Below are 12,159 nucleotides of genomic sequence, written 5' to 3'. Positions count from 1 at the left end.
CCTCGTACTTGGTGATCATCGAGTCGCGGTGCGCGAAGGCGTCCTCCGGCAGCGCACATCGCCGCCGTGTCCGGGCCGGCGGGGGAGGAAGCGTACGGGGAGACACCGGGGGAGCGGCGCACGGGGAGCGTGACGGAGGCGGAGTTCACCGCCTACGTCCGCGAGCGCCGCGCCTCCCTGTACGCCACCGCCTACCACCTCACCGGTGACCGCCACGAGGCCGAGGACCTGCTGCAGAGTGCGCTGTTCTCCACCTACCGGGCCTGGGACCGGATCACCGACAAGGCCGCGGTCGGCGGATACCTGCGCCGCACCATGACGAACCTGCACATCAGCGCCTGGCGCCGCCGCAAGCTCAACGAGTACCCGACCGAGGAGCTGCCCGAGTCGGCCGGCGAGGGCGACGCGATGCGCGGCACCGAACTGCGCGCGGTGCTGTGGCAGGCGCTGGCGCGGCTGCCCGAACTCCAGCGCACCATGCTGGTCCTGCGTTACTACGAGGGCCGTACCGATCCGGAGATCGCGGACATCCTGGACATCAGCGTCGGCACGGTCAAGAGCAGCATCTGGCGCTCCCTGCGCCGGCTGCGCGGTGACGAGGCGCTGAGCTTCGGGCGCGATCCGGAGGAGAGCTTCGGCGAGCTGGTCGCCTGACGCACCGGGGCCGGGAGCCGGGGGGGAAGACGGGGGAACAGGGGGAGCACGGGGGGCTCCGGGAGTGGGCCGGGTCGGCCGGGGGTGCCGACCGGGCCCACTCTCACGCGCGTACGGCTCCGGGGCGCTCGTACCCGCGCGCACGCCTCTTCGGCGCGTCGAGCGCCGCGATCCGCGCCAGCGCCTCGTCCCGGCCGCAGGCGTGGGCGCCCAGGGCGACATGGCGCGCCACGATCGCGCCCTCGGCACGCATCAGGGCCCAGCCGCGGCGCACCAGGACGGGCAGCGACTTACGCCCCTCGCGCACATCGCGCGCCAGCCGCCGCCGGAAGGTGGTGGAGGGGCGGCCGCGCAGGCACAACGCGTCGGCCAGCAAGCCGAGTTCGAGGCATCGTCCGGCGATCTCGGCGGCGAATATCCCCTCGGCGACGAACAGGCGCGCACCGCGCAGATCCAGCGACTCCTCGCCGGTCCGGGCGCTGGTGGAGATGTCGTACACCGGAACGGTGGCCCGGCCGCTCCCGCACAGCGCGGTGACCGCCGCCACCGCCGCGTCGGCGTCCCAGGAGCCGGGGTGGTCCCAGTCCACCCCGGCTCCCGGGACGCCGGAGAACCGGGGGAGGGACGGGTCGCCGGCCTCCTTGTAGAAGTCGTCCAGACGCAGCACGGGCAGCCCGGTGCGGGCGGCGAGCGAGGACTTGCCGGAGCCCGAGGGACCGGTCAGCAGGATCACGCGGGCGGTGTCGTGGGAGCTCACGGAAGACCATTGTCGGTCATCCACGGGTGAGTCGGTACGCGCGTGCGTGTGACGCCCGGCTCGTATACTCTGAGTCATCGTACGGACACAGTCTTCGAGTTCTCTTGGCAGGTGTACCGATGACCGCTCAGCGCCGCCGTCACGCACGGGAGAGGCAAACGGGGGGCAGCGGCGTCCAGCGCGCCCTGCTGCGGGCCGGGCTGACCGTCTCCGCGGTCGGGGCCGCGGTGACCGGGGGAGCGGGGGCGGCGTTCGCGGCTCCCGGGCAGGGCGCCGAGGCACCCGTGCGGCTGTCGAACCTCACCTCGCTGCTCTCGCCGGACTCGCTCGGGTCGAGCGTGCACGGCCTGGCCGAGGGCATGGGGGCCGCCGAGCACGTGGCGGCCGGTGCGGTGCGCCCGGCCAAGGACTTGCGGCTCCACCCGCTGGCGGGCACGGGGGTCGATCCGCTGGACAACATGGTCGGCACCCAGATCGCCGACTTCAAGCCGGTGAGCACGGGGGCCGTCACGGGACCGGTCAGCGGGGGAGGCACGATCCGCACCCTGCCGGTTACGGGCCCGGTGACGGGGCTGCTGCCCGGCTGAGCGCGGCCCGGCCGGACAGGCGCCGGTCCGGGACCGCCGCTTCCCCTTCCGAAGGGGAGCCGCGGCCCCGGACGGACGGCCCGTCAGACGCCGACGGGGTGCCAGACGGTCTTGGTCTCGGTGAAGGCCAGCATCCGCTTGGTACCCGGGTCGGCGGACCAGTCGGAGGTCGCGTCGGCCGGGCGCAGCACCCGCTTGAGGTTGTCCGCGGCGGCCGTCTCCAGCTCCTTGGCCAGTTCCGCGTCCGCGCCCGCCAGATCGATCGCGTTGACGTCCGCGTGGGCGGCGAGCGGCGCCGCGATCTCGGCCGTCCGCCCGGACAGGACGTTGACCACCCCGCCGGGCAGGTCGGAGGTGGCCAGCACCTCGGCCAGCGACAGGGCCGGCAGCGGCGCTCGCTCGCTCGCCACAACGACGGCCGTGTTGCCGCTGACGATCACCGGGGCGAGCACCGAGACCAGGCCCAGCAGGGAGGACTCCTGGGGGGCGAGCACGGCGACCACACCGGTCGGCTCGGGTGTGGAGAGGTTGAGGTACGGGCCGGCGACGGGGTTCGCCCCGCCCGCGACCTGGGTGATCTTGTCGGCCCAGCCCGCGTACCACACCCAGCGGTCGATCGCGGCGTCCACCCGGGCCGCGGCCTTCGCCTTCGACAGCCCCTCGGCGGCGGCCACCTCCGCGGCGAACTGCTCGCGGCGGCCCTCCAGCATCTCGGCGATCCGGTACAGGATCTGGCCGCGGTTGTAGGCGGTCGCCCCGGACCAGCCGCCGAACGCCTTGCGGGCCGCGACCACCGCGTCCCGGGCGTCCTTGCGGGAGGCGAGCGGGGCGTTGGCCAGCCGGTTGCCGCGTGTGTCGGTCACCTCGTACACCCGTCCGCTCTCGGACCGGGGGAACTTCCCCCCGACGAACAGCTTGTAGGTCTTGAGAACACCCAGGCGCGTGCGCGCGGCGCCCCCGGGGTTGCCGGACTGCTCAGACATCGAGGTACGCCTCCAGGCCGTGACGGCCGCCCTCGCGGCCGAAGCCCGACTCCCGGTAGCCGCCGAACGGCGAGGTCGGGTCGAACTTGTTGAACGTGTTGGCCCACACCACACCGGCCCGGAGCCGGCCCGCCATCGCCAGGATGCGCGAGCCCTTCTCCGTCCACACGCCCGCGGACAGGCCGTACTGGGAGTTGTTCGCCTTGGCCACGGCCTCGTCCGGGGTGCGGAAGCTCAGCACCGACAGCACGGGGCCGAAGATCTCCTCGCGGGCGATCCGGTGGGCCTGGGTGACGTTCGTGAAGACCGTCGGTGCGAACCAGAAGCCCCGCTCGGGCAGTTCGCACGCCGGGGACCACCGCTCGGCGCCCTCGGCCTCGCCGCTGTCGGCGAGTTCGGTGATGCGGGCGAGCTGCTCGGCGGAGTTGATCGCGCCGACATCGGTGTTCTTGTCCAGCGGGTCGCCCACCCGCAGGGTGGACAGCCTGCGCCGCAGCGCCTCCAGCAGCTCCTCCTGCACCGACTCCTGGACCAGCAGGCGCGAGCCCGCGCAGCACACCTGGCCCTGGTTGAAGTAGATGCCGTTGACGATGCCCTCGACGGCCTGGTCGACCGGCGCGTCGTCGAAGACGATGTTGGCGCCCTTGCCGCCCAGCTCCAGGGTGAGCTTCTTGGTGCTTCCGGCGACCGTGCGCGCGATCTGCTTGCCCACGGCCGTGGAGCCGGTGAAGGCGACCTTGTCGACGCCCTCGTGGGCCACCAGAGCCGCTCCCGTGGAGCCGTCGCCGGTGAGGATGTTGACGACACCCCCGGGCAGTCCCGCCTGGCGGCAGACGTCCGCGAAGAACAGCGCCGACAGCGGGGTGGTCTCGGCGGGCTTGAGGACCACGGTGTTGCCGCAGGCCAGCGCCGGGGCGACCTTCCAGGCCAGCATCAGCAGCGGGAAGTTCCACGGGATGACCTGGGCGGCCACGCCCAGCGGCCTCGGGTCCGGCCCGTGGCCGGCGTGGGCCAGCTTGTCGGCCCAGCCCGCGTGATAGAAGAAGTGCGCGGCGACCAGAGGCAGATCGGTGTCGCGGGTCTCGCGGATCGGCTTGCCGTTGTCCAGGGTCTCCAGGACGGCCAGCTCGCGCGAGCGCTCCTGGATGATCCGGGCGATCCGGAACAGGTACTTGGCGCGCTCGGCGCCCGGCAGCGCCGACCAGGGGGCGAAGGCGCGCCGGGCGGCGGCCACGGCGGCGTCCACGTCCTCGGCGCCGGCGTGGGCGACCTCCGTCAGGACCTCCTCGGTGGACGGCGAGACGGTCTTGAAGGACCTGCCGCCCGCCGCCTCGCGGAACTCGCCGTCGACGAACAGGCCGTAGGAGGGCGCGATGTCCACCACGGCGCGGGACTCGGGCGCGGGTGCGTACTCGAACATGGGGCTCATCGTGATCAGTCCACCGTCACGTAGTCGGGGCCGGAGTAGCGCCCGGTGGTCAGCTTCTGGCGCTGCATCAGCAGGTCGTTCAGGAGACTGGAGGCGCCGAAGCGGAACCGGTCGGGGTGCAGCCAGTCGTCGCCGAGGACCTCGTTCACCATCACCAGATACCGAACCGAGTCCTTGGCGGTGCGGATGCCGCCCGCGGGCTTGACCCCGATCCGCGTCCCCGTCGCGGCGCGGAAGTCGCGGACGGCCTCCAGCATCACCAGGGTGCCCGCCGGGGTGGCGTTGACCGCGACCTTGCCGGTGGAGGTCTTGATGACGTCGGCCCCGGCGAGCATCGCCAGCCAGGAGGCGCGGCGGATGTTGTCGTAGGTGGACAGCTCGCCGTTCTCGAAGATCACCTTCAGGTGCGCGTCCTCGCCGCCGGGGCGGGCGCACGCCTGCTTCACGGCCCGGATCTCCTCGAAGACCTTCATGTAGCGGCCGGAGAGGAAGGCGCCCCGATCGATCACCATGTCGATCTCGTCGGCGCCGGCCGCCACCGCGTCACGGGTGTCCGCCAGCTTGACGCCCAGCGAGGCCCGGCCGGAGGGGAAGGCGGTGGCCACGGAGGCGACCTTGACGTCCTGCCCGCCGCCGGCGTCCAGGGCCTGCCGGGCGGTGGCCACCATGTCCGGGTAGACGCAGATCGCGGCGACCTTCGGCACGGTGCGGTCGGTGGGGTCGGGGTTGACGCCCTTGGCGCACAGCGCCCGGACCTTGCCCGGGGTGTCGGCACCCTCCAGGGTCGTCAGGTCGATCATCGAGATGGCGAGGTCGATGGCGTACGCCTTCGCCGTGGTCTTGACCGAACGGGTGCCGAGCTGGGCCGCGCGGGCTTCCAGACCGACCGCGTCGACCCCGGGCAGGCCGTGCAGGAAGCGGCGCAGCGCGGCGTCGGAGGCGGTCACGTCCGCCAGTGCGGGGGGCGCGGAGGGAGGCGGTTCGGCGGGTGTGGTGGGAGACGAGACAGGCATGGTCACCAGAGGAGCATATCTACGCGCGTAGCGAACTGTCACCCCTCCCGGTCCCCTCTCCCGCGCCCTTCCCGCATCCCGGCCGGGCGCCCGTGCGGCACGGTCGGGCAGAATCGGAGACATGAGTGAGCAGACCGGGTACGCGGACCACACCTACCGCTCGATCATGGGCATGGTGGGAGGCTCGCTGCTGCTGGCGCTCGTCGTGCTGCTGGCAGCCGACGGGATCGTCAACGGCGAGGGTCGCACCCGATGGGTCTCGCTGGCCGCACTGGTGGCCCTCGTGCCGCTGATCTCCGCCTTCTCCCTGCGGCCCGCCGTGTACGCGGGGCGCGAGCGCCTGCGGGTGCGCAACCCGTTCCGCACGATCACGCTGCCGTGGGCGTCGGTCGACGGTGTACGGGCGGCGTACTCCACCGAGGTCTTCGCGGGCGACGGCAAGTACCAGATGTGGGCGATCCCGGTCTCGCTGCGCCAGCGCAAGAAGGCGCTCAGGCACGGCCAGAACGGCGGCGCGGCCCCGGCGAACCGGCCGGACCCCGGGGCGGCGTTCGCCCCGGGGTCCTCCGGCTCCGGCGACCACCAGGCCCAGGCCGACCGGGCGGTGGACGAGATCCGGGCCCTGGCCGAGCGTTACTCCTCCGCCGAGGGGGCGCAGGGCGCCCCGAGCGTCCGCTGGGCCTACGAGATCATCGTTCCGGCGGTGATCGGCGCGGTGGCCCTGCTGGTCCTGCTGCTCCAGGGCTGACGCCCCCGGCCCCCGGGCCCGTGCCGCACCGGCCCGGGGCGGCCGTGCCGTCAGATGCCCGCGGCGGCGGCGAGGTCCGTCCTGAGGGCGTCCAGCACCCGCTGCGCCGTGGCGCGGGCCGCGGCCAGCTCCGAGGCGTCCGCCACGGGGACGACCGCCTCCAGGTAGCACTTCAGCTTCGGCTCCGTGCCGCTGGGACGGACGACGATCCGGGCTCCGGCCACCCGCTGCCGGGGATCGCCCGCCAGCCGGTAGCGCAGGCCGTCGGTCGGCGGCAGGTCCTCGCTCCCCCGGCTCAGGTCCTCGGCCGAGGTCACCGGCAGACCGGCCAGCACGGCGGGCGGCGCCTGGCGCAGCCGGCGCATCGCACCGGCGATCACGGACAGGTCCTCCACCCGCACCGAGAGCTGGTCGGTGGCGTGCAGGCCGTACTCCACCGCGATGTCGTCCAGCAGCTCGGTCAGTGAGCGCCCGTTCTCCTTCAGCCCGGCGGCCAGTTCCGCGACGAGCAGCGCCGCCGTGACGCCGTCCTTGTCGCGCACGCCCCCGGGGTCGACGCAGTAGCCCAGCGCCTCCTCGTAGGCGTAGCGCAGTCCGTCCACGCGGGCCAGCCACTTGAAGCCGGTCAGCGTCTCGGTGTACGGCAGGCCCGCCGCCCGCGCGATGCGCGACAGCAGGGAGGAGGAGACGATGGTGGTGGCGAAGGCCCCCCGTGCCCGCTTGTGCACCAGATGGGTGGCCAGCAGCGCCCCCACCTCGTCGCCGCGCAGCATCCGCCAGCCCGCGTCCGTCTCCGGGTCGGGGACGGCCACCGCGCAGCGGTCGGCGTCCGGGTCGTTGGCGATCACCAGGTCCGGCCGGTGCTCGCGGGCCGTGGCGAAGGCCAGGTCCATCGCCCCGGGCTCCTCCGGGTTGGGGAAGGCCACGGTGGGGAAGTCCGGGTCGGGCTCGGCCTGCTCGGCCACCCGCACCGGGACGGGGAAGCCCGCGCGCCCGAAGGCGGCGGCGACCGTGGCGCCGCCCACGCCGTGCAGCGAGGTGTGGACCACCTTCACGTCCCGGGGCCCGCCGGGGGTGAGGACACAGGCCGCGCGCTCCAGGTAGGCGTCCACGACCTCCTCGCCGAGCACCTCCCAGCCGGACTCGGCGCGCGGCACGTCCGCGAGGGAGCCGATGGAGGCGATCTCGTCGGCGATCTCCCCGTCCGCGGGCGGCACGATCTGGGAGCCCCCGCCGAGGTAGACCTTGTAGCCGTTGTCGCGCGGCGGGTTGTGGCTGGCGGTGACGGTGACGCCCGCGACGGCGTCCAGGTGCCGGACGGCGAAGGCCAGCACGGGCGTGGGCAGGGGGCGGGGCAGCAGGGCCGCCCGCAGGCCGGCGCCGACCATCACGGCGGCGGTGTCGCGGGCGAAGTCCTCGCTGCGGTGGCGGGCGTCGTAGCCGACGACGACCAGGCCACCGCCGTGTCCGCGGCTCCGCAGATACGCCGCCAGCCCGGCGGCGGCGCGGATGACGACCGCGCGGTTCATCCGCATCGGGCCGGCGCCCAGTTCCCCGCGCAGCCCGGCGGTGCCGAACCGGAGGGTACCGGAGAAGCGGTCCTCCAGCTCCTCCGGGTCGCCGGCCTCGATGAGGGCGGCCAGTTCCGCACGGGTTCGCGGGTCGGGGTCCTCGGCCATCCAGGACCGCGCCCGCGCGGTCAGGTTCTCGTGCACGGTTGCCACGGTCTCTTCCGCCTCTCGCGTATCGCCTGTGGGCGGCGCCGTACGCCGCTCCTGCTTCGCTGCGCTCCCGCGCCGGCCGAGGGCCCGGGGGAGTCTCGCCACCGGGCAGACCCCGGCCGACGCGGTACCGGGTCTCCACCGGTACCGCGAACGCCCGCGCGACCCGCCCGGAGGTGGGCCGTCCGGGGGACCGGGATCAGGGCGCCGGGCCGGACCCCGGGGCCCGGAGTCCCCGCGGCGCCGGATCAGACACGCCGCAGGACGCTGTCCAGCAGCGAACCCATCCGGACGGCCGAGTCGCGGCCCGCCCGGAGGACCTCCTCGTGGTTGAGCGGCTCGCCGGTCATGCCCGCGGCGAGGTTGGTGACCAGGGAGACGCCCAGCACCTCGGCGCCCGCCTCGCGGGCGGCGATCGCCTCCAGAACGGTGGACATGCCCACCAGATCCCCGCCGATCGCCCGGACCATGCCGATCTCGGCGGGCGTCTCGTAGTGCGGGCCGGGGAACTGGACGTAGACGCCCTCCTCCAGGGTGGCGTCCACCTCCTGGCACAGCGCGCGCAGCCGCGGCGAGTACAGGTCGGTGAGGTCGACGAAGTTGGGGCCGACGATCGGCGAGACGCCGGTGAGGTTGATGTGGTCCCGGATGAGGACCGGCCGGCCGGGGCGCATTCCGGGGCGCAGCCCGCCGCAGCCGTTGGTCAGCACGACGGTCTTGCAGCCCGCGGCCACCGCCGAGCGGACGCCGTGCACGACGGACGCGACGCCGCGGCCCTCGTAGTAGTGGGTGCGGCCGAGGAAGACCAGCGCCCGCTTGTCGCCGAGGCGGTGCGAGCGGACCCTTCCGGCGTGGCCCTCGACCGCCGGCGGCGGGAAACCGGGCAGTTCGGTGACCGGGAACTCGTGTTCCGGCTCCCCGAGCGCGTCGGCGGCCGGCACCCAGCCCGAGCCCATGACCAGGGCGACATCGTGGGTCTCCGCACCGGTCAGCTCGCGCAGGCGGGCCGCCGCGGTGCGGGCGGCGGCGTATGGGGCGCCGGAGTAGTCGGTGGTGGCAGAAGCGTTCACGTCGATGAGGGTAGCCGGTAATCGCCTACGCGCGTAGACGGAAGTCCGGGGGAGGGACCCCGGAAGCGGACGAAAGCGGACTCGGGCTGGATTGAGTGTCCTGAAGAAGACCGAAACGGCCGGAGAGCGCCCCGCGGCGGACCGCGCCTCCACGCATGCCGCGAGGGCCGGTCGCGGGACCGCTCAGCAGGGGCGCTTGCGCAGCTCCGTCACGTAGTCGTGGGGCGCACCGGCCGACTCCGCCGCGTCGGCGATCTCGCCCAGGTAGCGGGCCGAGGGCAGCCCGCCCTCGTAGCCGTTGAGGACGTAGCACCAGGCCGGCTCGTCGCCGTCCAGGGTGTGCACGCGCACCCGCATGCGGCGGTAGACATCCATGCCGACGCCCTCCCAGCGGTCCATGGAGTCCTCGTCCATGGGCGCGATGTCGTACAGCGCGACGAAGACCGTCGCCTTCGGGGCCTCGACGATGGTCGCCAGCGAACCCTCCCAGCCCATGTGCTCGCCGCCGAAGGTCAGCCGCCAGCCGCTGAGCCACCCGGTGCCGCGCAGCGGCGAGTGCGGGGCGCGGCGGGACATCAGCCGGGCGTCGAGGTTTCCGGCGTATGCGGCGTAGAGCGACATGTGACGAGGGTATAGGCAGCCGCCCGATCCGCCCGGGCGGACCGCCGCCGTGCCCGCGGCGGGTGGTGGCGGACGGCCCCGGGGCGCGTGCGAGACTGGGACACGTGACTCGGATCGTGATCATCGGTGGTGGACCCGGCGGCTACGAGGCGGCGCTGGTGGCCGCGCAGCTCGGAGCGGAAGTGACCGTCGTCGACCGCGACGGCCTGGGCGGCGCTTCGGTGCTGACCGACTGCGTCCCCTCCAAGACGCTCATCGCGACCGCCGAGGTGATGACGAACTTCGACTCCTCCTACGAGGAGCTCGGCATCATCGTCGAGGACGGCACCCCCGACCCCGACAGCCCCGCCCGGGTCGTCGGCGTGGACCTGGGCAGGGTCAACCGGCGCGTGAAGCGCCTGGCGCTGGCCCAGTCGCACGACATCACCGCGGCCGTCACCCGTGCGGGCGCCCGTGTGCTGCGCGGCCGCGGCCGGCTGGAGCCGGGACAGGCCTCCGACGGCACGCGGCAGGTCGTCGTCGAGACGGCCGGGGGCGAGGAGGAGCGGCTGACGGCCGACGCCGTGCTCATCGCCACCGGCGGCAAGCCGCGCGAGCTGGCCGACGCCCGCCCCGACGGCGAGCGCATCCTGAACTGGACGCAGGTCTACGACCTGGAGGAGCAGCCCGGGGAACTGATCGTGGTCGGCTCCGGCGTCACCGGCGCCGAGTTCGCGGGCGCCTACCAGGCGCTCGGCTCCCGGGTGACGCTGGTCTCCTCGCGTGACCGCGTGCTGCCGGGTGAGGACCCGGACGCGGCGGTCGTACTGGAGGACGTCTTCCGCCGCCGCGGCATGAACGTGATGTCGCGCTCCCGTGCCGCCTCCGCCAAGCGCGTCGGGGACCGGGTGGAGGTCACCCTCTCCGACGGCCGGGTCATCACCGGCAGCCACTGCCTGATGGCCGTCGGCGCGGTGCCCAACACCTCGGGCATCGGCCTGGAGGCGGCCGGGGTGACGCTGAAGGACTCAGGCCACATCCGCACCGACCGGGTCTCGCGCACCTCCGCGCCCGGGGTCTACGCGGCCGGCGACTGCACGGGCGTGTTCGCGCTCGCCTCGGTCGCGGCCATGCAGGGCCGGATCGCGATGTACCACTTCCTGGGCGAGACGGTGGCCCCGCTGGACCTCAAGACCGTCTCGGCGAACGTCTTCACCGACCCGGAGATCGCCACCGTCGGCTACACGCAGGCCGACGTGGACGCCGGCCGGATCGACGCCCGGGCCGTCAAGCTGCCGCTGCTGCGTAACGCGCGGGCGAAGATGCAGGGCGTGCGGGACGGTTTCGTGAAGCTGTTCTGCCGCCCCGGCACGGGCATCGTGGTCGGGGGCGTGGTGGTCGCGCCGCGCGCCAGCGAGCTGATCCACCCGATCTCGATCGCGGTCGACAACAACCTGACGGTCGAGCAGATCGCGAACGCCTTCACCGTCTACCCCTCACTGTCGGGCTCGATCGGCGAGGTGGCGCGGCAACTGCAGACGCGGAAGGCGGCCGAGGAGGGCTGACCCGCGATCCGGGCTCCGCCGGGCCGTCCGCGTATACCACGGCAGGGTTCCGCCTACGAACAATTTCCGCTGTTCAGCGGAAACAGCTGAAAGCAGACGGTCGCGCGGGTTACTGTCTGTTCTGTGTTCGCTGCAGAACGTCGTCAACTGATCCTCGAAATGGTGCGGGCCAACGGAGCCGTGTCGCTCCGCGAACTCGCACGTGTCGTCCAGACCTCCGAAGTGACCGTGCGTCGTGATGTCCGGGCGCTGGAGGCGGAAGGACTGCTGGACCGCCGGCACGGCGGCGCGGTGCTGCCCGGCGGCTTCTCAAGGGAGTCCGGCTTCCCGCACAAGGCGCATCTGGCGACCGCGGAGAAGAGCGCGATCGCCGATGCCGCCGTGAGCCTCGTGGAAGAGGGTGAGGCCGTCGTCGTCGGCGCCGGGACGACCACGCAGGAACTCGCCCGCCGCCTGGCGCGCGTCCCCGGACTGACCGTGGTAACCAACTCCCTGCTGGTGGCGCAGGCGCTGGCGCACGCCAACCGCGTCGAGGTCGTGATGACCGGCGGCACGCTGCGCGGCGCCGACTACGCGCTGGTCGGCAGCGGCGCCGAGCAGTCCCTCCAGGGGCTGCGGGTCTCGCGCGCCTTCCTCTCCGGCAGCGGGCTGACGGCCGAGCGCGGCCTGTCGGCCTCCAACATGCTGTCGGCGAGTGTGGACCGGGCGCTGGTGCAGGCCGCCGCGGAGGTGGTCGTCCTGGCGGACCACACCAAGCTGGGCGTCGACACCATGTTCCAGACCGTCCTCCCGGAGGCCATCACCCGCCTGGTGACCGACGAGCCCCCGCCGCACGAGGACCGGGCGCCGGCCGAGCTCCGGGCGCTGGCGGACCGGGGCGTCCAGATCACGGTGGCCGGTACGGAGAGCGCGCCGTCCGGTGCGGTGGGCGCGGCGCACCCGGGGCCGGCGGGGCCCGCGGGGCAGCCCGGTCAGGGTGGGCCGGGAGTAACGGAGGGCCAGGGTCAGGCCGGCGGTCCGGGTGGCCGGCCG

The 12,159-nt window shown here is 73.7% G+C and carries 12 protein-coding genes; 5 read left to right on the top strand and 7 right to left on the bottom strand.

From position 1 onward, the window contains the following. Positions 1–57: 57 nt before the first annotated feature. On the top strand, positions 58–654 hold the full coding sequence (locus LJ221_RS09880; RefSeq protein ID WP_241715491.1) for a SigE family RNA polymerase sigma factor: 597 nt from the start codon (positions 58–60) through the stop codon (positions 652–654). 103 nt (positions 655–757) lie between these two features. Here LJ221_RS09880 and LJ221_RS09875 read toward each other — a convergent pair whose 3' ends face one another. Then, positions 758–1,411, bottom strand: a complete 654-nt coding sequence (locus LJ221_RS09875; protein ID WP_241715466.1) for an ATP-binding protein — start codon at positions 1,409–1,411, stop codon at positions 758–760. A gap of 119 nt (positions 1,412–1,530) precedes the next feature. On the opposite strand from LJ221_RS09875, the gene LJ221_RS09870 reads away from it, so the two are divergent. Then, positions 1,531–1,998: a hypothetical protein gene (locus LJ221_RS09870; protein ID WP_241715465.1), complete on the top strand. Its 468-nt coding sequence runs from the start codon at positions 1,531–1,533 to the stop codon at positions 1,996–1,998. 83 nt (positions 1,999–2,081) lie between these two features. On the opposite strand, the gene LJ221_RS09865 is transcribed toward LJ221_RS09870, so the two are convergent. Genes LJ221_RS09865 through deoC form a run of 3 tightly spaced genes read right to left on the bottom strand, consistent with a single transcriptional unit; the run spans position 2,082 to position 5,423 of the window. Then, on the bottom strand, positions 2,082–2,981 hold the full coding sequence (locus LJ221_RS09865) for an aldehyde dehydrogenase family protein (protein WP_241715464.1): 900 nt from the start codon (positions 2,979–2,981) through the stop codon (positions 2,082–2,084). Next, a complete protein-coding gene (locus LJ221_RS09860) occupies positions 2,974–4,410 on the bottom strand; it encodes an aldehyde dehydrogenase family protein (RefSeq protein WP_241715463.1) in 1,437 nt (478 codons plus the stop codon). The genes LJ221_RS09865 and LJ221_RS09860 overlap by 8 nt, the downstream gene beginning before the upstream one ends. A 5-nt stretch (positions 4,411–4,415) precedes the next feature. Continuing rightward, the gene (gene deoC, locus LJ221_RS09855) at positions 4,416–5,423 is read right to left on the bottom strand and encodes a deoxyribose-phosphate aldolase (RefSeq protein WP_241715490.1); all 1,008 of its coding nucleotides are present in this window, start codon (positions 5,421–5,423) and stop codon (positions 4,416–4,418) included. 121 nt (positions 5,424–5,544) lie between these two features. On the opposite strand from deoC, the gene LJ221_RS09850 reads away from it, so the two are divergent. Then, the gene (locus LJ221_RS09850; protein WP_241715462.1) at positions 5,545–6,171 is read left to right on the top strand and encodes a PH domain-containing protein; all 627 of its coding nucleotides are present in this window, start codon (positions 5,545–5,547) and stop codon (positions 6,169–6,171) included. A 50-nt stretch (positions 6,172–6,221) separates the two neighbouring features. Here the strand turns inward: LJ221_RS09850 and LJ221_RS09845 are convergent, their stop codons facing one another. The 3 genes from LJ221_RS09845 to LJ221_RS09835 form a co-directional block, all read right to left on the bottom strand. Beyond that, a complete protein-coding gene (locus LJ221_RS09845) occupies positions 6,222–7,850 on the bottom strand; it encodes a phospho-sugar mutase (RefSeq protein WP_241715489.1) in 1,629 nt (542 codons plus the stop codon). A 290-nt stretch (positions 7,851–8,140) separates the two neighbouring features. Next, the gene (locus tag LJ221_RS09840) at positions 8,141–8,962 is read right to left on the bottom strand and encodes a purine-nucleoside phosphorylase (protein ID WP_241715460.1); all 822 of its coding nucleotides are present in this window, start codon (positions 8,960–8,962) and stop codon (positions 8,141–8,143) included. Positions 8,963–9,145: 183 nt separating this feature from the next. Beyond that, on the bottom strand, positions 9,146–9,583 hold the full coding sequence (locus LJ221_RS09835) for a gamma-glutamylcyclotransferase (RefSeq protein ID WP_101256430.1): 438 nt from the start codon (positions 9,581–9,583) through the stop codon (positions 9,146–9,148). A gap of 95 nt (positions 9,584–9,678) precedes the next feature. On the opposite strand from LJ221_RS09835, the gene LJ221_RS09830 reads away from it, so the two are divergent. Then, on the top strand, positions 9,679–11,127 hold the full coding sequence (locus LJ221_RS09830) for an NAD(P)H-quinone dehydrogenase (RefSeq protein ID WP_241715487.1): 1,449 nt from the start codon (positions 9,679–9,681) through the stop codon (positions 11,125–11,127). Between the two features lie 159 nt (positions 11,128–11,286). After that, on the top strand, positions 11,287–12,159 hold an 873-nt coding region (locus LJ221_RS09825; RefSeq protein ID WP_241715486.1), incomplete at its 3' end, for a DeoR/GlpR family DNA-binding transcription regulator.

Source organism: Streptomyces sp. CNQ085 (assembly GCF_022614595.1).
GTDB lineage: Bacteria > Actinomycetota > Actinomycetes > Streptomycetales > Streptomycetaceae > Streptomyces.
The sequence above is the reverse complement of the archived record's forward strand: the minus strand, read 5'-3'. Positions and strand labels throughout refer to the sequence as shown.

Excerpts from the sequence above, each read along its gene's own strand:
- LJ221_RS09845 (WP_241715489.1), bottom strand. The coding sequence starts at position 7,850 with ATGGCCGAGGACCCCGACCCGCGAACCCGTGCGGAACTGGCCGCCCTC.
- LJ221_RS09850 (WP_241715462.1), top strand. The coding sequence starts at position 5,545 with ATGAGTGAGCAGACCGGGTACGCGGACCACACCTACCGCTCGATCATG.
- deoC (WP_241715490.1), bottom strand. The coding sequence starts at position 5,423 with ATGCCTGTCTCGTCTCCCACCACACCCGCCGAACCGCCTCCCTCCGCG.
- LJ221_RS09870 (WP_241715465.1), top strand. The coding sequence starts at position 1,531 with ATGACCGCTCAGCGCCGCCGTCACGCACGGGAGAGGCAAACGGGGGGC.
- LJ221_RS09860 (WP_241715463.1), bottom strand. The coding sequence starts at position 4,410 with ATGAGCCCCATGTTCGAGTACGCACCCGCGCCCGAGTCCCGCGCCGTG.
- LJ221_RS09865 (WP_241715464.1), bottom strand. The coding sequence starts at position 2,981 with ATGTCTGAGCAGTCCGGCAACCCCGGGGGCGCCGCGCGCACGCGCCTG.
- LJ221_RS09835 (WP_101256430.1), bottom strand. The coding sequence starts at position 9,583 with ATGTCGCTCTACGCCGCATACGCCGGAAACCTCGACGCCCGGCTGATG.